Origin of the sequence: Duganella sp. sic0402, assembly GCF_019219065.1 — a bacterium.
Classification (GTDB): Bacteria; Pseudomonadota; Gammaproteobacteria; order Burkholderiales; family Burkholderiaceae_D; genus Rugamonas.
In genome coordinates this window covers 243,146-262,140 of sequence record NZ_JAHUWK010000005.1, presented here as the reverse complement: position 1 = coordinate 262,140, position 18,995 = coordinate 243,146, and the positions used below count along the sequence as shown (strand labels likewise).

At 63.2% G+C, this 18,995-nt stretch carries 14 protein-coding genes; 7 read left to right on the top strand and 7 right to left on the bottom strand.

The window, feature by feature from the left end; genetic code table 11:
* Positions 1 to 43 precede the first annotated feature (43 nt).
* A complete protein-coding gene (locus KW842_RS15090) occupies positions 44 to 985 on the top strand; it encodes a LysR family transcriptional regulator (RefSeq protein WP_229223706.1) in 942 nt (313 codons plus the stop codon).
* Between the two features lie 146 nt (positions 986 to 1,131).
* On the opposite strand, the gene KW842_RS15085 is transcribed toward KW842_RS15090, so the two are convergent.
* Entirely contained in the window at positions 1,132 to 2,202 is a 1,071-nt protein-coding gene (locus tag KW842_RS15085) for a hypothetical protein (RefSeq protein WP_218304921.1), read from the bottom strand.
* 152 nt (positions 2,203 to 2,354) lie between these two features.
* On the opposite strand from KW842_RS15085, the gene KW842_RS15080 reads away from it, so the two are divergent.
* Complete coding sequence (locus KW842_RS15080; RefSeq protein WP_218305031.1) at positions 2,355 to 2,810, top strand: hypothetical protein; 456 nt, start codon at positions 2,355 to 2,357, stop codon at positions 2,808 to 2,810.
* A 99-nt stretch (positions 2,811 to 2,909) separates the two neighbouring features.
* On the top strand, positions 2,910 to 3,245 hold the full coding sequence (locus KW842_RS15075) for an apolipophorin (RefSeq protein ID WP_229223705.1): 336 nt from the start codon (positions 2,910 to 2,912) through the stop codon (positions 3,243 to 3,245).
* Here the strand turns inward: KW842_RS15075 and KW842_RS15070 are convergent, their stop codons facing one another.
* The 4 genes from KW842_RS15070 to KW842_RS15055 all read right to left on the bottom strand — a co-directional run bounded on the left by KW842_RS15070 (position 3,246) and on the right by KW842_RS15055 (position 9,701).
* Positions 3,246 to 5,303: a diguanylate cyclase gene (locus KW842_RS15070; protein WP_218304919.1), complete on the bottom strand. Its 2,058-nt coding sequence runs from the start codon at positions 5,301 to 5,303 to the stop codon at positions 3,246 to 3,248.
* 171 nt (positions 5,304 to 5,474) lie between these two features.
* On the bottom strand, positions 5,475 to 7,265 hold the full coding sequence (locus KW842_RS15065; protein ID WP_218305030.1) for an ABC transporter ATP-binding protein: 1,791 nt from the start codon (positions 7,263 to 7,265) through the stop codon (positions 5,475 to 5,477).
* Positions 7,255 to 9,009: an ABC transporter ATP-binding protein gene (locus KW842_RS15060; RefSeq protein WP_218304918.1), complete on the bottom strand. Its 1,755-nt coding sequence runs from the start codon at positions 9,007 to 9,009 to the stop codon at positions 7,255 to 7,257. The genes KW842_RS15065 and KW842_RS15060 overlap by 11 nt, the downstream gene beginning before the upstream one ends.
* 77 nt (positions 9,010 to 9,086) lie before the next feature.
* A complete protein-coding gene (locus KW842_RS15055; protein ID WP_218304917.1) occupies positions 9,087 to 9,701 on the bottom strand; it encodes a phasin family protein in 615 nt (204 codons plus the stop codon).
* A gap of 184 nt (positions 9,702 to 9,885) precedes the next feature.
* Between KW842_RS15055 and KW842_RS15050 the strand changes: the two genes are divergently transcribed.
* The 4 genes from KW842_RS15050 to KW842_RS15035 all read left to right on the top strand — a co-directional run bounded on the left by KW842_RS15050 (position 9,886) and on the right by KW842_RS15035 (position 13,959).
* Positions 9,886 to 11,160 (top strand): amidohydrolase family protein, encoded by a 1,275-nt coding sequence (locus KW842_RS15050; protein WP_218304916.1) that lies wholly within the window; start codon positions 9,886 to 9,888, stop codon positions 11,158 to 11,160.
* 80 nt (positions 11,161 to 11,240) lie between these two features.
* The gene (locus tag KW842_RS15045) at positions 11,241 to 11,762 is read left to right on the top strand and encodes a GNAT family N-acetyltransferase (protein WP_218304915.1); all 522 of its coding nucleotides are present in this window, start codon (positions 11,241 to 11,243) and stop codon (positions 11,760 to 11,762) included.
* A complete protein-coding gene (locus tag KW842_RS15040) occupies positions 11,759 to 12,271 on the top strand; it encodes a GNAT family N-acetyltransferase (protein WP_218304914.1) in 513 nt (170 codons plus the stop codon). The genes KW842_RS15045 and KW842_RS15040 overlap by 4 nt, the downstream gene beginning before the upstream one ends.
* Positions 12,272 to 12,342: 71 nt before the next feature.
* A complete protein-coding gene (locus KW842_RS15035) occupies positions 12,343 to 13,959 on the top strand; it encodes a methyl-accepting chemotaxis protein (protein WP_218304913.1) in 1,617 nt (538 codons plus the stop codon).
* Here KW842_RS15035 and KW842_RS15030 read toward each other — a convergent pair.
* Positions 13,949 to 17,134: an alpha/beta hydrolase-fold protein gene (locus KW842_RS15030; RefSeq protein WP_218304912.1), complete on the bottom strand. Its 3,186-nt coding sequence runs from the start codon at positions 17,132 to 17,134 to the stop codon at positions 13,949 to 13,951. The two genes, KW842_RS15035 and KW842_RS15030, sit on opposite strands and share 11 nt — an antisense overlap.
* Complete coding sequence (locus KW842_RS15025; RefSeq protein WP_218304911.1) at positions 17,131 to 18,984, bottom strand: glycoside hydrolase family 13 protein; 1,854 nt, start codon at positions 18,982 to 18,984, stop codon at positions 17,131 to 17,133. The genes KW842_RS15030 and KW842_RS15025 overlap by 4 nt, the downstream gene beginning before the upstream one ends.
* Positions 18,985 to 18,995: the final 11 nt, after the last annotated feature.

Sequence of the window (18,995 nt, the reverse complement as noted above, 5' to 3'; positions counted from 1 at the left end):
CAAAAGGTTGACACATTGTCGCCAAAATGGCGACAATCACCCCATGGACCAGTTACGGGCGATGGAAATTTTTGTGGAAGTGGCAAGGCAGCGCAGTTTCAGCGAGGCTGGACGGCGGCTGGGCCTGACGCGCGCCATGGTCAGCAAGCACATCCTGCAGCTGGAGGAAAAGCTGGGTGCGCGGCTGCTGCATCGCTCGACACGCGAAGTCAGCCTGACCGATGTCGGCCAGGCCTATCTGGCGCCGTGTATGGCGACCGTGTCACAGGCGCAGGAAGCGGCGCGGGTGGTGGCGCAAGTTGGCGATGACCTGGCGGGACCGCTGCGGATACAGGCGCCGTCGAGCTTCGGCAGCGAATGGCTGGCCGGTGCGGTGGCGCGCTTCGCGTTGCTGCATCCCTTGCTGGAACCGATGCTGTTTGTCGATGACGCCTTGCTTGATCCGATCGAGCATGGCTTTGACCTGACGATACGGGTGGGCGGCATACCGGACGTGCACGCATTGGCGATGCGTCCGCTGGCGCCATGCCGCGGTGTGCTGTGCGCGTCACCGGCCTATGTGGCGCGGCATGGCATGCCGACGACGCCGCAGGAATTGCAGCAGCACCGCTGCCTGCACTTCAGCCACCTGACCGATGGCACCCAATGGCATTTCACGCGCGGCGACGAACAGCAATCGGTACGCGTGCCGGCGGCCTTCACCGCCAACAACGGCCTGGTGTTGCAGCAGGCGGCGCAGCAGGGACTGGGCATCGTCTACAACACCACCTTCCTCGCCTGGCGCAGCCTGATGGAAGGCACGCTGGTGCCGGTGCTGAGCGACTGGCAGCTGCCGTTGAACTACCTCAGCGCCCTATACCCCGTCAGCCGCCAGCCATCCCCCAAAGTGCGCGCCCTGATCGACTTCCTGGTCGCCGAATACCATCCCATCCCGCCATGGGATGGCGCGCTGAACGACAGTGGCTTGCTCACCTCGCTGAATTAACGCATCTGCAACAATACGTAGAGATTCGCGAGGCAATTGCACTTTTGCCTCTTCCTTTGTCGGCGGCATGTGCTCAGTGTATTAAATCAGCGCTGCCTCACAAGCTTGTTCAAGTGCTTTTCGTCGCACCGTTGCGATGCATCAAATTATGGTCGTTCAGCTTCAATAGCGGCGATATCCCAGGCGCCGTTACGGTAGATGCGGTCGTCGCCGAGGTAGACGCCGTCGGTGACGGCGAAGACGTCGATGTGGTAGCGGGCGTCTTTGCGCTTGAGTTGCGGCTTGGTGTAGACGCCGTGCTTGGCGCCCAGCGACAGGTGGATGCCGCACATGCGTTCGTAGGTGCCGATGTCGTCCACCATGCAGTCGCGCGAAAAGGCGCGGTTCATGCCGAAGCCCAGTTCGCGCAGCCACACTTCACCCTCGTGCTCGCGGATGATGGACAGCATCTGCTCAAATTCCGGCGTGCTGTCTTCGGTGGCCACCACGCGGCCTTGGTCGACGATGATGGTGATCGGCGCCGCTGGTTTGTTGACCAGGAATTTGGTATCGCCAAACACGAAGATGCGCGCCCGGCCACTGACCGCTTCCAGATCCTGCGCCTCGGTGAACACTTCGCCCAGCGGGAACTGCCCGCCGATATTCTGCATGCCGCTGTAGTCGCCGATATTCAGCTTGGCCGATTCAAATGGCGAGTCGAACACCAGTTGCGCGCCATCACCGCTGTCAACCATGCCGCGCTGGGCGCTGTCGATACGTTCCTTCAGCGCATGGCCCACGCCGCGGTAATAAGAAGGATCATAAGCCAGCGAATCGATATAGTGCAGCCCCTGTTCACCCGGCATGCGCGACAGGTGCACATGCTCGATCACTTTCAGCCCGCGCTTGAACAGTTCGATGCGGATGCGGTAGGCGTCCATGCGGAAGCTGGTCGATTGCACCAGCACCACCAGGTCACCCGCCTGCATGCGCTCGAAGGTAGCCAGGATCTGCTCCGGCGTGGTGGCGTCGAAGTCGATGAACTGCGCATCCGGCGCGGCGCGGCGGTAGGCTTCGGTCAGCGCGCGATTCAGGTCGGTGCGGGTGTCGTAGACGATCAGCGCCGCGTGCGGGGCGCGGTGTCCGATGGCGATGCTCAGGGTGTCGCGCAGATTGCGTTCGGCGGTATCGACGGCGGCTTCGGAAATGGCCCCGAAACGGGAGAGGGAGGACGTCATGGTGCGGCGGTATAAAGGGTCAGCCCGCATTATAAGGTAGTTGCCGGGCACGCCACGGTGCGGCGTATTCTTCTTGTAATGGACAAAGGAGCGATATAGAATTCAAAAAATAGCCTAGCAGCAACTCCATGGCGATAATTACAGGAAGCATGATGACCAGAGTGATGGGACAGGATTTGCCGCTGGAACGACCGGACGCCACCGGGCGCGCAGCGTTGTTTGTGCCGACGGCAGCGATCAAGGCCGATGTGCTGGAAACAGTCCGCATGGGCGCAGCCATTGTCGGTTATGGCAATCATGACCGAACGCTCACCATTTACTACGAAAGCAACCGCTTCAACGAAGCCAACCTGGTCAAATGGGAACAGAAAGCGCGCAAGGCGTTTGAACGGCTGGCGGAAAACCTGCCCACCGTGTCCAAGCTGGTCAGCAAGCCGGAGAACTTCGAGCAGGTGGGCTATATCAGCAGCAAGGGCATCCTGATCCGCCGCATGGAAAAACTACAGGATTGGCTGCAAAAATCCGATGCCATGGATGGCGCGCCGGAATCCGAAACCGTGGTTTTCACGCCACCACCCCCGCCGAAGAAGATCGTCGAGAACCTGTAAGGCTGGTTGCTGCAAGTCCCATTCCCATCAAAACGTGCGCTGTGGCCGAGCGGGTAGATGTATGCTCTTGGAAAGAACTCATTCTTTCAGGAGATGATCATGATGATACGTTATGTCGCGGTGACCCTGGCTACGCTGGCGCTGCTGGGCGGTTGCCAGAAGAAGGCCGATCCGAGCGAAGCCGGTCCGGCCGAGCGTGCCGGCCGTAAGCTGGACCAGGCCACCGAGCAGGCTGGCGCGCGGCTGGATAACGCCGCCAAACAAGCCAACCAGCAACTCAGCGAAGCGGCCAAGGAAACTAGCCAGCGCCTCGATCAGGCGGCCGACAAGGCCGGCGAGACCTTGAACCAGGCGAGCAAGGAAGCCGGCCGCAAGCTGGAGCGCGCCGGCGAGAAGATGCAGACCTCGGCCGAAGAACGCGAGACCAAGAAGTAATCAGTGCTGGCGCGCCGCCTGGCGGATGGAGACGACGTTGTCGTGCTCCGTCGGCGTCGGCGGATGCGCGCCAGGTTCGCCGCCCAGCACCACGCTCAAATCCACGAAGCCGGAGCGCCACGCACGTTCCAGGTCCTGTTCGATGACGTCCATCGAGGTCAGGTGGAAGTTCTCGAATCCGCGCACGCCGTAAGCACGATTGCGGCCATGTGCCTTGGCCAGGTACAGCGCCATGTCGACCAGGTTGACCGCGCGTTCCCACGGCAGCGGCTCGCCGCCCGGTATCAGCGGGAAGGGCGAGAAGCCGACCGACACATTCACTGATATCTGCTGCTCCTGGTATTTCAGCGATTGCGACGAAATGCTCAGCAAGATCCGCCGCGCGATTTCATCTACGCCGTGGCGCGGGATCGCCGGCAGGAAGGCCAGGAATTCCTCGCCGCCCCAGCGCACGATCATGTCAGTCTCGCGTAGCGCGATGCGCAGGTTTTCGGCGATCATCTTCAGCACCGCATCGCCGGCTGCGTGGCCGTAGTTGTCGTTGATATGCTTGAAGTGGTCGACGTCGAGCAGGAATAGCGCGCCGACGATATCGTCCGAGCGCTGCTGCGTATTCAGGCTGCGCATGAAGTCCTGGAAGTGGCGGCGGTTGTACAGCGATGTCAGTGGATCAAGCGTCGACTGCGCTTTCAGCTCCAGGTTCTTCACCTCCAGCTGCGCATTGGTATGCCGCACTTTGCGGTACAGCAGGCCGACCACCGCAGCCGCCAGCGCGAACACCAGCGCCAGTAGCCACCATACGCGCTGCTGCAGGCGGCGGTTGTCGATCTCCGCGCCCTTGACCAGATTCTCATGGCTCAGCAGCTCGATCTGGCGCTGCTTCTTTTCGCCTTCGTATTTTTCCTGTAGCTCCAGCATGGCTTGCTGGCGGCGTTTTTCAAACAGCTCGTTGGAGATATCGCGTTCGCGATGATAGGCGGCCACCGCGCCGCGCAGATCACCGGCGCGCTCCAGCGCTTCGCCATATTCGCGTAGCGCCACCTGCAGGTCGGGCTTGTTGTTCTCCTGCTCGTAGCGCGCCAGGCCCAGTTCATACTGCTTCTTGCCCTCTTCCAGCCGGCCCATGCCGAGGTAGGCCTGGCCCAGGTTGAGGCGTGCGGTGGCTTCGGTGGATTTGTCGCTGGTCTTCTGCGCCGACAGCAGCGACTCTTGCGCATACTGCACCGCGCGGGCAAAGTCGTGCTGCTTCAGGTAGCTGTCCGACAGGTTGACCAGCGTGACGCCGACCATCCGTTCCGCGCCCATCTTGCGTTCCAGGACCAGGTTTTCCTGTAGCACGCGTAGGGCGCGCTGCGGCTGGCCGGAGTCGATGGCCAGGCCGTACTCGGTGTTCTTGGCCATTGCCATGCGGCCGGGCGAATTGAGTTTTTCGGTTTCGCCCAACAGCTCGGCCAGCGTTTCGGCGGCGTTGTCGTATTCCTTCATCTGGGTGTGCAGCTTGGCCAGTGCGTTCAGCGCCGCCACCAGGCTGATACGGTCGCCGGCTGGCAGGCGCGCCATTTCCACCGCGTGCTGTAGCCGCTGTAGCGCGGAAGGGAAGTTGCCCTGCTCGGCGTAAGTCTGGCCGGCGGTGATCGTGGCCTGCACTTTGAGCGCATTGTCGCGCGTGGTCAGCGCCAGCTTTTCCGCTTCGAACGCCAGCCGGTGCGCGGCGTCGATGTCGGCTTGCGCAAACAGCACATAGGTCTTTGCCAGCATGCCCTTGGCGATGATGGCCTCATCATGCAGCGATTTGCCGAAGGCGATCACCTGGTCGGCGGCTTCCAGCGCCACATCATTCTGCCCCAGCCGCATGCGGGTGGCGCTCATCTGGGTCAGGAATTCGGCGCGGGTGTAGGTGGAGGCCGCCGGCAGCTCGGGCTGCAGTTTTTGCAGCTGGGCCAGCGCCTTGTCGGGAACGAAGCGGCTTTGTTCGCGGATGTCGAGGATGCGTTCGTCCAGCGTCGACTGGGCCAGCGCCCATGCGGGCGCCAGCGTCAACGCAATGGCCGCCACCATGGTGCGATGTGTTGTTTGCCACCACCCGCTGTTTCTTGATCCTGCCAACTTGACGCCCTCGCGAATTGCACCGCAATCTCCAGACAATTATAGGCCTGTTGCAATCAAGAAAGCCCAGCGGGCTGCGATTTTTCAGTAAAACCGCACAGTTTTTAGTGGCTTTTAAGCACTTTATGCGGCCAGTTGCTGCAAAAGATATAGACGTTGATACAAGCCGCCATCAATTTGCATCAGCTGCTCGTGCGCGCCGGTTTCCGTAATGCGGCCGTGGTTCAGCACAATAATGCGGCTGGCGTCGCGGATGGTGGACAGGCGGTGCGCGATGGCGATCACCGTCACCTTGCCGCGCAGCTCATCCAGCGCGGTTTGCACGATCTGCTCGGTTTGCGAATCGATGTGGGAAGTTGCTTCGTCCAGCAGCAGGATGCGCGGCGTGCCGGCCAGCGCGCGGGCGATCGCGATCAGCTGCTTCTGGCCGACTGACAGCCGCGAGCCGCCTTCACCCAGCGGCGTGTCGTATCCCTGGCCCAGCGCCGTGATGAAATCGTGGGCGTGGGCGGCGCGCGCGGCGGTTTCGATCTGCTCTTGCGTCAGGCCGCGTCCCATGTCGATGTTCTCGCGCGCGGACGCGGCCAGCAGGAACGGGTCTTGCGGCACCAGGCCGACTTCGGCGCGGAAGCGTTCGTTGTCGATATCGTCCAGCGGCACGCCGTGCATCAGGATGCTGCCATGCTCGGCCGGATAGAAGCGCAGCAGCAGCGACAGCAGCGTCGATTTTCCGCTGCCGGTGTGGCCGACGATGCCGACGAAATCGCCTTGCGGTATCTCCAGCGACAGGTCGTGCAGCACCGGCTGGCCAGGGTTGTAAGCGAAGTTGAGGTGGCGGATGGCGACGGCGGGCGCGCTGCTGTCATTGGCTGCGCTGGCGCGCGCGGCCTGGCCGCTGTGTTCCTGCGCTGCGCCTTCGTTCAGCAAGGTCGCCACGCGCGCGGTGGCCACCACCGATTGCTGCAACTGGCTGAATTGCATGGTGATCTGGATCAGCGGTTCGATCACGCGCGCCAGGTAGCTGATGAAGGCGTACAGCACGCCGACTTCGGTGGCGGTCATCTCGCGCTGGCCGAACAGGAAAATCACCGCCGCCAGCAGCAGGATGTTGAACAGGTCGAGCGCGGGCCGCAGCAGCCAGGCGTTGGCGCGCAGCTCGGCCAGCCGCGCCGTGTAGTGATTTTCATTGGTAGCAGCGAAGCGCTGGCCGAAACGCTGCTCGGCGTTGCTGGCCTGGAGCACGCTCATGCCGCCGATGGATTCCGCCATCTGGCCATTGATCTCGCTGCGCAGCGCGCGCGCGCGCGTCACCGCCGGCGCACTCCAGCGCTGGTACAGCCAGACGATCAGCAGCACTGCCGGCAGCAGCGCCAGCACGATCAGCATCAGCCGCCAGTCGAGGAAGGCCATGGCGCAGACGGTGCCGATCAGCACGATGGTGGAATCGAGCATGACGAACAGCACCTGGATGTACAGGCTTTTGACCGCCTCGGTGTCGTTGGTGACGCGCGACACCAGCTGGCCGGTGATGGCGCGGTCGAAGAAGGACATCGGCAACAGCAGCACATGGGTGTAGACCATTTCGCGCAGGCGCATCACTGAGCGCATGGCCAGGCCGGACAGGCGCACCAGTTGCAGGTAGCGCAGGCCGCTGGCGATCCAGCCGGTTAGCACCAGGCCGGCCAGCAGGCCCGCCATGCGCGGCCAGTCGAGATGGTGCGGCAGCAGGTGTTCGTCGATCAGCGCCTTGCCCATGATGGGGCCCAGCACTTCCAGCAGCGCGGCGAGGATCAGCCACAGCACGGCCCACGACAGGTGGTGCTGGTCCGGCCGCGCGGCGCGGTGCAGTAGCGTGAACGCCTGCCGCATCTGGCCGGTGGTGGACGCCGCGTCAGGTTTCGATTCAGGCTTCATCAAGACTTGCTTCCAATTGTTGATAGCGCCACTGGCTGGCATACCAGCCGTCCAGCGCGAGCAGCTGTTCGTGGCTGCCGGTTTCGGTGATGCGGCCGTCGCGCAGCACGATAATCAGGTCGGCGCTGACCACGGAGCTGAGGCGGTGGCTGGCGATGACGGCGCTGCGGCCGCTGCGTTGCGCACGCAGTTCCTCCAGGTGTTGCAGGATGCGTGTCTCGGTGCCGGTATCGACGGCGGACAGCGCGTCATCCAGCAGCAGCAAGTCGTTATCAGCCAGCAGCGCGCGGGCGATGGCGACCCGCTGGCGCTGGCCGCCTGACAGCGTGATGCCTTTTTCGCCGACCTGGGTATCGTAGCCATCAGCGAACAGCAGGATGTCGTCGTGGATGGCGGCCAGGCTGGCGGCGTGTTCAATCTGCGCGCGCGTGGCGCCGGGTTTGGCCAGCGCGATATTGTCGGCGATCGACGCCGAGAACAGGAAGGACTCCTGCGGCACCCAGCTGATGGCGGCGCGCAGCGCGTGCAGCGTGTACTGGTCGAGCGCGTGGCCGCTCCACTGGGCGCTGCCGTGTTGTGGTGTCAACTGGCGCAGCAGCACCCGCAGCAAGGTGGACTTGCCGCTACCGGTCGGGCCGACCAGGCCGAGCGTCTGGCCTGGTTTCAGCTCCAGCGAAATGTCATTGATGGCGGGCGCGGATGGACCCGAATAGGCGTAGCTGACATCGCGCAGCGTGATCGGGCCGGCTGGCACCTCAGTCAGCGTGCCATGATCCTCAACCGCCAGCGGCGCTTCCAGCATTGGATGCAGGCGCTGCCAGGCGGCGCGGCCGCGTTCGATCAGCGACAGCACCCAGCCGGCGGCGAACATTGGCCAGATCAGCTGGCCCAGGTACATGGTGAACGCGGTCAGCGAACCGACGGTCAGTTGCTCATGCCAGATCAGGTAGCCGCCCAGGCCCAGCGTCAGGCCGCTGGCGGCGGTCAGCGTCAGGCCGACGGCGGGTTCGTAGGCGGCTTCCCAGACTTGCGCGCGCAGGCTGGCGTCGGCGGCCTGGCCGGCCAGGGTGGAGAACTGCCGGGCGCTGCGCTGCTCCAGCCCCAGCGCGCGCAAGGTGCGCACGCCAGACAGGGTTTCCTGCACATGGTCGTTGAGCGCGCTGAACCGCTTGAGCGAATCGGTGGAGGCGGTGTGGATATGGCCGGAGATATACCAGAACGCCCAGCCCATCAGCGGGAAGGGCAGCAGGGCGATGCAGGCCAGGCGCCAGTCGACGCCGAGCAGCATCACGCCCAGCACCATCACCAAGGTGAGCGCGCCGTCGAAACCGGCCAGCATGGCCTCGCCGGCGGCCATTTCGATGGCGTCGATATCGTTGGTGGCCAGCGCCATCAGGTCCCCGGTGCGCTGGCGCTGGTAGAAGGCCGGGCCTTGCAGCGTCATGCGGGTGTACAGGCGGGTGCGCAGCGACACGCCCAGCTGGTAGGCGGCGCCGTACAGGATCTGCCGCCAGGCGACGCGCAGGAAGTAAATGCCGAGACCGATCAGCAGCAGCGCGCCGATTTCCATCAGTAGCGCGTTGCCGGACAAGGTGTGGTTGGCCAAGCCGTCGATCATGGCGCCGACTTTGCGCGGCACCCAGACACTCAGGGTCGCCACGCCGGCCAGCATGACGCCGGACACCAAATAGGCACGGCTGTGCTGGCGGACGAAACCGCCAATCAGCCGGGAGAGTTTAGACATGCATGTTGCCTCGAAAAGCGTGTAGCCCGCTAGGATACAGCATGCACAAAAAAGACGGGGCCGGATGGCCCCCGTGTTTATTTCTTGGCCTTGGGCGCGGCTTTGACGGCTTTGGTTTCAGGCACCGGGAAGGAAGGCTTTGCCTCGACTTTGACTTCGATGAAGTCTTCCTGCTCAGGAATCGGCGCGGCGAGTGGCTTGGCTTTTGGCGCTTTGGGCACCGCTGCCGCGATGGTGGCGGCGACTGGTTCGTTGGCGGCGGTGACGGCGGCGCTGACCGCTGCCGCCAGCGCTGGCGGCGTGGCTTTGGTGGCTGCCGCTACCGCTGCCGGTGCCTTGGCGGCGACCTCGCTCACTTGCTTGAAGCTGCTCTGCGTACTCTTGATCAGCGCATTTTGGGCGGTCGAGGCGATGCTGTACAGCTCGCGGCCATAGGACAGCAGCGCGTCAAAGCTGCCCGGCTGCGCTTGCGCTGCGCCCAGGCTGAACAATTCTTTCGGGTCCTTGATCGCCAGTAACTGCTTGGCGGCGGCGGACGATTTTTCAACCGATGCCTTGGTGGTGCTGATATTGAGCGCGATGACTTTCTCTGCGCTATCGACTGCCGTGCTGGCCAGAGTGTTTAGAATCTGAAATTGTGCTTCCAGTTGCGATTTCGTCACTGCGGAAAATTGCTCGGTAATCGAAGACATGGTTTCTCCTGAGATTATGATGCAACGCAATAAAGCCATTTTAGCCAGCATTGTTGGCGATGGAAAGTTATTTTTTCCACCATGTGCATGCAAAAAGGTTCTATCAATTAATGCGATGCAACAATTGGAGTATTTTGTTGAATATGCCTACAATTGTCCTTACTTCAAATCAACGGGAGTGCAGATGGATGTCGTGATACGCAACGCCAACCTGGCGGACGGACAACAGGGCGTGGACGTCGCCATCGCCGATGGCCGGATCGCCGCTGTCGGCCCGCGCTTGCCGGTGCAGGCGGCGCAGGAAATCGACGCCGCCGGCGATTTGCTGAGCGCACCTTTCGTTGACGCGCACTTCCACATGGACGCCACGCTGAGCTACGGCCTGCCGCGCGTGAACGCTTCCGGCACGCTGCTGGAAGGCATCTCGCTATGGGGCGAGCTGAAACCGCAACTGACCCAGCAGGCGCTGATCGACCGCGCGCTGCAATACTGCGACTGGGCGGCGGCGCGCGGCCTGCTGGCGATCCGCTCGCATGTCGATGTCTGCGATGACCGCCTGCTGGCGGTGGAGGCGCTGTTGGAGGTCAAGCGCCTGGTTGCGCCTTACCTGGATCTGCAACTGGTGGCGTTTCCGCAGGACGGCGTGCTGCGCGCGCCCAACGCGCTGCTGAACCTGAAGCGCGCCATCGGCATGGGCGTCGATGTAGTGGGCGGCATTCCGCACTTCGAGCGCACCATGGCCGATGGCGCCGAGTCGGTGCGTATCCTGTGCGAGTACGCCGCCGACCAAGGACTGATGGTGGACATGCACTGCGACGAGTCCGACGATCCGCTGTCGCGCCACATCGAAACGCTGGCTTACCAGAGCAACCGGCTGGGCCTGCATGGCCGCGTGACGGGCTCGCACCTGACCTCCATGCACTCGATGGACAACTACTACGTCAGCAAGCTGCTGCCGCTGATGCACGAGGCGGGCGTCAACGCCATCGCCAATCCGCTGATCAATATCACTTTGCAAGGCCGTCACGACAGCTATCCGAAGCGGCGCGGCATGACCCGCGTGCCGGAGCTGCTGGCGGCCGGCATACCAGTCGCCTTCGGTCACGACTGCGTGATGGACCCGTGGTACAGCCTGGGCTCGGGCGATATGCTGGAAGTCGCGCACATGGGTCTGCATGTGGCGCAGATGACTGGCCAGGAGGGGATGGGCGATTGCTTCCGCGCCGTCACCAGCACCCCGGCCGCCATCCTCGGCCTGCAAGGCTATGGTGTCGCGCCCGGCTGCCACGCCGACCTGGTGCTGCTGGACGCGGCCGATCCGGTGGAGGCGATCCGCCTGCGTGCCGCGCGCCGACTGGTGATGCGCAGAGGAAAAATTATTGCGGAATCGCCGCGCGCGCATGCACGCCTGAGCCTGCCGGGCCGTCCCGGGAGCGTCAATTTCCGGCTGAATCGCTGAGCCTCAGTCAGCAATCCTGGCTGGACTTGGCCCTGGAAATACATGACAATTGGACACTGTTAAATCCGCTTGGAGTTGCCTTGAAAGAAATCGCCATCCGATCCGCCACGGAAGCCGACTTTGCCGCCATGTGGGAAATATTTCAGGAACTGATTGCCAGCGGCGACACCTATTATTTTGCCGCTGATACCAGCCGCGAAGATTGCCATGCCTACTGGTTCGGTCCGGGCATCCAGAGTTTTGTCGCCGTGCTCAACGGTGAGCGCCTGGTTGGCATGTATCGGCTGATTCCCAATCAGCTCGACCGTGGCAATCACGTCGCCAGTGCATCCTTCATGGTCAGCCCGGCGGCGCAGGGCATCGGCGTTGGCAAGCTGCTGGGCGGCGACTGCCTGGAGCGCGCCCGCGCACAGGGCTATCTGGCAATGCAGTTCAATTACGTGGTCAGCTCGAATATGCCGGCCGTGCTGCTGTGGAAAAAGCTGGGCTTCTCCATCGTCGGCACCTTGCCGCGCGCCTACCGCCACCAGTATCTCGGCTATGTGGATGTCTACGTGATGTACCAATTGCTGGAAGATCCAACCCACTGGCCGGACGCATGAAGATACTGGAAACCGAGCGCCTGAGCCTGCGCACCATCACGCCCGACGACGCCGCCTTTTACTACGAACTGGTCAACGACCCCACCTGGCTGGAGCATATCGGCGACAAGGGCATCCGCAGTGTGGAAGGCGCGCGCACAGCCATCATCGACGGCCCGTGCGTCATGCAGGAACGGCATGGCCATTCGCTGTATGTGATGGAGCGCAAGAGCGACGGCAAGCCGCTGGGCTTGTGCGGCCTGATCAAGCGCGACAGCCTGCCCGATGTGGATATCGGCTACGCCATCCGCCCGGCTTATTTCGGCCAGGGCTATACCTACGAAGCCGCTGCCGCCGTGGTCGGCTATGCCCGCGACGTGCTCGGCATCAGGCGCCTGATGGGGATTACCAATCCGGCCAATACGGTGTCGATCAATCTGCTGGCAAAGCTGGGACTGACGTTTATTGAACACAAAACGCTGCCGCCTGATAATCGTCCTACCAACATTTACGCCCGCCAGTTGTCGTAATTTCCGCTTCCGATTGGCATTTTCGCGCCTTGCGTGCATGATGGCTTATCACCATCGCCGGGGAAGAAACGATGAAACTTGCCGATCTCAAAATAGGCGTGCGCCTGGGACTGCTGGGCGCTTTCTTTTTTGTCGCATTGGCGATTGTTGCCACCGCCGGCTGGCGCGCGCTGGACAGCAGCAATCTGCGCAGCGCCGACGCGATGGCGCGCGCGGCCGCACTTAGCCAGGCCATCGATACGGCGCGCAGCGCGCAGGTGGAGTTCAAGATCCAGGTCCAGGAGTGGAAGAATATTCTGATACGCGGTAACGATCCCGCCCAACTGGACCGCTACAGCAAGGCCTTTGTCAAAGGCGGCGAAGCCACGCGCGGCGAACTGCAAAAACTGGATGGCCTGCTGGGCAAGCTGGACTTGAAAACACCATTGGTCGGCGAAGCCATCGCCACGCAGAACGAGCTGGTAACGCGCTACATGGACGCGCTGAAAAAATACGATCCCGCTAATCCGGAAAGCGCGCATGTGGTGGATGCGCTGGTCAAAGGCATGGACCGGGAGCCGACCAAGAAGATCGACGACATCGTCGACTTCATCGGCAAGGAGTCGGCACGGCTGACGGCGGCGATGGAGGAGGAAAACCGTACCGCACACCACCAGACCATGATCGCCATGGGGATTACCTTGCTGATTACCGTGGCAGTGGGCTGCGTGACCGTGATGTCGCTGATACGCAGCATCACCCGCCCGCTGGATGAGGCAGTGGTGATGGCGCATACGGTGGCCGCCGGTGATCTGAGCAGCGAGGTGCGGGTCAGCACCAGGGACGAAATCGGCGAACTGTTGGGGGCGCTGAAATCAATGCAGCATAAGCTGGGCAGCATCGTCGGCAAGGTGCGCTCGGGGACGGAAACCATTCATCATGCGGCGACCGAAATCGCCGCTGGTAATCTGGACCTGTCGGGGCGCACCGAGGAGCAGGCCAGTTCGCTGGAGCAGACCGCCGCCGCCATGGTGGAGCTGACCACTACCGTGCAGCAGAATAACGCCAATGCCACCGAAGCCTGCAAGCTGGCGGATGCCGCATCGACGGTTGCGGCCAAGGGCGGCGATGCGGTGGCGCAGATGATGCACACCATGGGCGAGATCAACGACAGCTCGCGCAAGATTGTCGACATCATCGGCGTCATCGACGGCATCGCGTTCCAGACCAATATTCTCGCCTTGAACGCAGCGGTCGAAGCGGCGCGTGCGGGTGAGCAGGGGCGCGGCTTTGCGGTGGTGGCGTCGGAAGTGCGCAACCTGGCGCAGCGTTCGGCAGCAGCGGCGCGCGAGATCAAGGAGCTGATCGGCACCTCGGTGGGCCGGGTGGAAGAGGGCAGCCGCCTGGTTGGCCAGGCGGGCGAAACGATGAACGAAGTGGTGGCCAGCGTGCAGCGGGTGACGGCGATTATCGGCGAAATCTCGGTGGCCAGTGTCGAGCAGCGCGACGGCATCGAGCAGATCAGCATCGCCATCAGTCAGATGGATAGCGTGACCCAGCAGAATGCCGCGCTGGTGGAAGAAGCGGCGGCCGCCGCCGATTCGCTGGAGCAGCAGGCGGCCGGTTTACGCGAGGCGGTCAGCATCTTCAAATTGCAGGATCAGCCGGCCGTGCGGCCTGCGCGCAGCCGGCTGCTGCTTACTTCCTGAAGAACCAGATCAGCGGCAGCTGCACGCGGGCGGCCCATGACTTTTCGTTGTGGGCGCCGCCTTCGGCCTCGTGGTAGTAGAGCTGATAGCCTTTGGCCTTCATGGCGTCGCGCATCTTGCGTGTGTCTTCGAGGCCATCGTTGTCGGTGCCGGCGTCGATGTAGAACTTCACCGGAGGTGCTTCCGGCAACTGGCGGATGAACATCTGCTCATTCCACCAGAACGAGCTGGACACGCCGCCCGCCATGGAGAACACCTGCGGATATTTCTGCGCAATGTAGACCGAGGCAATCCCGCCCAGCGAGGAACCCATGATGGCGGTGTGCTCGCGATCTTTCAGTGTGCGCAGGTTGGCGTCGGCCCATGGCTTGACGGTATCGACGATGAAGGCGGCGTAAGCGTCGAGCTTGCCGCCGCCATATTGCTTGTCGCAGCAGGGCGTGTATTCATCGACGCGCTGCGCACCGGCGTTGTCGATGCCAACCACGATGATCGGTTGGATGGCGCCGCTGGCGATCAGCTTGTCCAGGTTGGCGCCCATCTTCCAGGCCGCGCCGAAGGCTGCGGTTTTCGGATCGAACAGGTTCTGGCCGTCGTGCATGTACAGCACTGGATAGCGCTGCTGCGGCTGATCCTCATAGCCGGGTGGCAGGTAAATGCGCAGCTTGCGTGTGCCCGCGTTGTCAACGATGCGCAGCGTTCCGGTGGCGACAGCCTTGCTTGGCGCTTCGCTTTTCGGCACGGGCATGACACGCACGCCGTGTATGTCGAACTGGTTGGACGCGCCTTTGACGCCGCCCGTGTCGCTGTAGGTGGCGTTGTTCTTCATGTAGCTCATGTTGTAGAAGTCCTCCAGCTGCAGCGTGTAGCTGCCCGGCTGAAGATTGGCGCGTAGCGGCGTGGAATACTTGGCGCCTTCTTCCGCAGGGGAGTGCGGCAGCTGCACCACGCCGTTGGCGACCGTGTTGCCCTTGCTGTCTTTCAGCGCCGCCCATTTGACGCCGCCGCTAACGCCCAGGTTGATCTGGTGGGCAGTGTTGCGGTACTTGATCTGCACCGCGTAGCTGCCTTCACGCTCGATGCTGAGCTGCTGTGCAAAGGTATCGCTGGGCACGCCCCACGCCGGGCGTGATACGTCGATTTCCTGGCCCTGGTTCAGGCATGCCGGCATGCTGTGATGGCTGCGGTTGCCGGAGCTGGTGTACACGGCTTCCACCGCGTAGCACAGATTGCCGGCGGCGACGGTCTTGCGGTCAGCCCAGGTGGCGGCCGAGATGCGTGCGCCGGCCAGCTGGCCGTTGCGGTAGACGTTGTAGACGACGCCCTTGCCGCCGCCTTCGATGTTCAGCGTCGGATAACCATGGCTGCCGCGCGCCAGTTTGGCGATGCGCGGCTCGGCCGGCGCGTAGACGGCGGCGTCCGGCGCCAGCGGCTGTGCGCTGACGCTGCGCTTGGCCTGCTGGCCCGGCAGCAGTTTGCCCAGGCGGATCTCGATGCTGTTCTGGTCCGCCATCGCATCCCACGCCAGCTTGGCGGTAGCCGGCTTGCCATTCAGCGTGATGCTGTCGATCGCGTAGTAGCCATTGCCATTTGCCGCCGCAGGCAGTTGCACGCGCACGGTGATCTGCTTGCCGCGCAGCGCCAGTTTGTTGAGCGTGATCGCATCGCTGCCGGCGAATGCCTCGCGCCGCAGCCGGGCGGTGATGAATGGGTGCAGCGCAATGCCGTCATTGGTGGTCTGCACGCCAAACACGCCGCCAACCACCATGCCCAGATAGCCACCCACTGACCATAGCTGGCGGCGCGAGTTGACCACCGGGCCACTCAGTTTTCCGTCATCCAGCATCGGCTGGCCGGACAGCCATTCCAGATTCTCCATATTGGACAGGTTGGTGGCCGCGCCGCGCATCAAGGTCGCATAAGCCGCATCGGCCACGGCGACATTGCCGCCGATGATGGCCGCCTTCAAACCATAGGCGGTAACGAAAGGCCACATGGCGCGATTATGGTACACGGCGGTATTGGCTTGCTGCGGCCAGATTACGGGCGCGCCCAGCGGGCCATGCGGATAGTGCGCCAGTATGCTCTGCGCCTGGCGCTGGTCGGCAATGCCGGTGACGATGGCCAGCGATTGTCCCAGCCAGTCGTATTTGTACATGGCTGCGCCGTCGAAGTGGCCGGCGGTGACGCTGCTGTACATGCCGCTGTCGGCTTGCCAGAAGCGTTTGTTGATGGCGGCTTTCAGATTGGCGGCCCAGCCGTTGTAACGTGCCGCAGCAGTGGCGTCGCCTTGTTCGGCGGCGAGTTGCGCAGCCAGCGTCAGCGCCTTGTAGTGGGCCGCGTTGGTGGACAGCGCCTTGGAGGTCGCCATGAAGGATAGCTCGCCCGGCATCCAGGCAGCGTAGCTTTGTTCGCGCCAGTCGAGGAAGGATGCTTCGCCGTTGTACAAGCCATCGGCGGCGTCCCAGATGGCGATGCGGTCATTCTCCAGCGTGTTGCGCAAGGCGCGCAGCGCTTTCTCGGCAAAGACGCGGCGCTGCTCCGGCGGCAGCGCCTTCAGTGCTTCATCGGCGCCGAAGGCCCAGGTCACGCGGTCAGTGCTGACCGGCCAGCTGCCGCCGCTGCCGGTGTCCTGCACGATCTGATAGCCGTTGTCCGTGCTGACAGCATGCGTGCCAGCCTGGATGCCGTCGCGGTAGCCGGCCAGCTTGAATTCCAGCGAGTTGCGCGTGCGCTGCGGGTCCAGCATGCCGAGGCCCAGGCCGGCGGCATAGGACAGGTCGCGGGTCCATACGTAGTGCCACAATTCGCCGGTTTCAAAGCAGTCGCAGGGGATGGCGTTGCCGCCGTTGTAGCTGCTGTCGCGGATCTCGCTGACGGAGTCCATTTTCATTTCCGCGCCGGCCAGCGCGAACAGCGCGTCGAAGGCCAGGTTGCCGCTGCGGACAGTCGGCAGGGGGGCAGATTCCGCATAGCGGATTTCCTGCTTGCCGCCTTCGCGTACGCGCATGGTGGTCGATTGCGTATAGCTGCGCAGCGCCGCGCTGGCATCCGGCGTCGCGTAGCGGACGGTTTCCTGTTTGCCGTCCCAGGTTGGATAGCTGGCGGTGCTTGTCGTGGCGGCGTGCGCGCCGAGTGCGAGCAAAGGCAGCAGGGCGATAGGGTACTTCTTCATTCGATCTCCAGTATCAGCGCGGAACGCGCCGGCAATGTAACTTGTCCATCCAGCGATACGCGCTGGCCGCCGATGACATCCACGCCCGCGCGCGCACCGTTCAGCATTTCCTGAAAGCGTTCGGTCGGCAGCGTGGTGTCGCTGCGGTTCTTGTTCAGCGCCACCATCACTTTTTTGGCGCCGTCGTAGCGGAAGTAGACGTAGGTATTTTGTTCCGGTCCGAAGTGCATCAGCTTCCCGTGGTGAATCACGCTGGCGGTCTTGCGCCAGTTGAGCAGCTTGCGGATATACGCTTGCGCGGCTGCCTGCTGCTGCGTCAATCCTGCGCCGGTGAAGGCGTTCACCTTGTCGCCAGACCAGCCGCCGGGGAAGTCGTGGCGATACGAGGCGTCGTCGCGGCCCCTGGTGGTGCTGGTCATCTGGATTTCGGTACCGGCATAGAATTGCGGAATGCGCGGCAGTGTCGCCACCAGCGCCATCGCCATGCGGAACAGGTCCTGGTCCGCGTCCAGCGCGCTGTAGATGCGCGACAGGTCATGGTTGCCTTCAAACAGAACCAGCTTGCCCGCGTCCGGATAAAGGTAATCCTGCGACAGCGTTTCGTACAAGGTAGTCAGGCTTTGCTCCGCACCATCCGGCGCCACCAGCGCGCGGCGCAAGGCGTCGTTGAGCGGGAAGTCCATCATGCTTGGCATGTGCGAGACGTAGCCGTCGAAGTTCTGCTTGCCGCGCTGCCAGTGCGCCACCACCGGTATCAGCGGACTCCACTCTTCCCCCACAAGATTCAGCTCCGGATACTCGGCCATCACCGCGCCGGACCAGCGGCTGAGGAAGCCGGTGTTGGAGTAGCCGTAGGTGTCCACACGCAGGCCGGACAGCCCGGCATATTCGATCCACCAGATGCTGTTCTGGATCAGGTAATTGGCCACATAGGGATTGGCCTGGTTCAGATCCGGCATGCCTTGCACGAACCAGCCCTGGGTGAAGTTGCGCTTGTCCTGTTCCGACGCATAGGGGTCCTGCACCGCCACGCGATGGTGCGCGGTCGGTACGTACTTGCCCTGGTAGGTCAGCCAGTCCTGCATCGGCATATCCTGCATCCACCAGTGCTTGCTGCCGATGTGGTTCAGCACCACGTCCTGTATCACGCCGATGCCTTTGGCGCGCGCCTGTGTCGCCAGTTGGCGGAAGCTCTCGTTGCTGCCGTAGCGCGGATCGATGCGGTAATGGTCGGTGGACGCGTAGCCGTGGTAAGAGCCGTGCGGCATATTCGATTCCAGCAGCGGCGTAGGCCACAGCTGCGTAAAGCCCATCGCCGCCACATAGTCGAGGTGATTGATGATGCCCTGGATGTCGCCGCCGTGACGTCCGGAGCCGTCTGCGCGATCCAGCTTGTCGGCGTAGCCGGCCACGCTGTCGTTGGCCGGATCGCCGTTGGCGTAGCGGTCGGGCATCACCTGGTAGATGGCGTCGGTGCTGTTGAAGCCCGCGCGCTGCGCCGAGCCTTGCGCGCGCGCCAGCAGCGCGTAGTTGTAGCGCAGGGTGGTCGCGCCGCGCTGGAACAGCAGCTGCAACTGGCCGGGCTTGGCGTCCGGCGCGATCTCCAGGTCGATGAACAGGTAGTTGCGGTTGGCCACGCGGGACACCTTCGCAATGCGCGCGCCCGGATAATCCAGCGCCGGCTCCAGATCGGCAATCTGCGGACCGTGCACCATCAGTTGCAGCCTGGTGTTGTGCATGCCGGCCCACCAGAGCGGCGGTTCCATGTGGTCGATGCGGTAGGGTTGCGGTGCGGCGCAGGCCAGCGTGGGCAGCAGGGCGAGCAGGGCCGTCAGCGAGGCTTTAATCATGCAGTCTCCAG

Excerpts from the sequence above, each read along its gene's own strand:
- KW842_RS15090 (WP_229223706.1), top strand. The coding sequence starts at position 44 with ATGGACCAGTTACGGGCGATGGAAATTTTTGTGGAAGTGGCAAGGCAG.
- KW842_RS15085 (WP_218304921.1), bottom strand. The coding sequence starts at position 2,202 with ATGACGTCCTCCCTCTCCCGTTTCGGGGCCATTTCCGAAGCCGCCGTC.
- KW842_RS15080 (WP_218305031.1), top strand. The coding sequence starts at position 2,355 with ATGACCAGAGTGATGGGACAGGATTTGCCGCTGGAACGACCGGACGCC.
- KW842_RS15075 (WP_229223705.1), top strand. The coding sequence starts at position 2,910 with ATGATGATACGTTATGTCGCGGTGACCCTGGCTACGCTGGCGCTGCTG.
- KW842_RS15070 (WP_218304919.1), bottom strand. The coding sequence starts at position 5,303 with ATGGTGGCGGCCATTGCGTTGACGCTGGCGCCCGCATGGGCGCTGGCC.
- KW842_RS15065 (WP_218305030.1), bottom strand. The coding sequence starts at position 7,265 with ATGAAGCCTGAATCGAAACCTGACGCGGCGTCCACCACCGGCCAGATG.
- KW842_RS15060 (WP_218304918.1), bottom strand. The coding sequence starts at position 9,009 with ATGTCTAAACTCTCCCGGCTGATTGGCGGTTTCGTCCGCCAGCACAGC.
- KW842_RS15055 (WP_218304917.1), bottom strand. The coding sequence starts at position 9,701 with ATGTCTTCGATTACCGAGCAATTTTCCGCAGTGACGAAATCGCAACTG.
- KW842_RS15050 (WP_218304916.1), top strand. The coding sequence starts at position 9,886 with ATGGATGTCGTGATACGCAACGCCAACCTGGCGGACGGACAACAGGGC.
- KW842_RS15040 (WP_218304914.1), top strand. The coding sequence starts at position 11,759 with ATGAAGATACTGGAAACCGAGCGCCTGAGCCTGCGCACCATCACGCCC.
- KW842_RS15035 (WP_218304913.1), top strand. The coding sequence starts at position 12,343 with ATGAAACTTGCCGATCTCAAAATAGGCGTGCGCCTGGGACTGCTGGGC.
- KW842_RS15030 (WP_218304912.1), bottom strand. The coding sequence starts at position 17,134 with ATGAAGAAGTACCCTATCGCCCTGCTGCCTTTGCTCGCACTCGGCGCG.
- KW842_RS15025 (WP_218304911.1), bottom strand. The coding sequence starts at position 18,984 with ATGATTAAAGCCTCGCTGACGGCCCTGCTCGCCCTGCTGCCCACGCTG.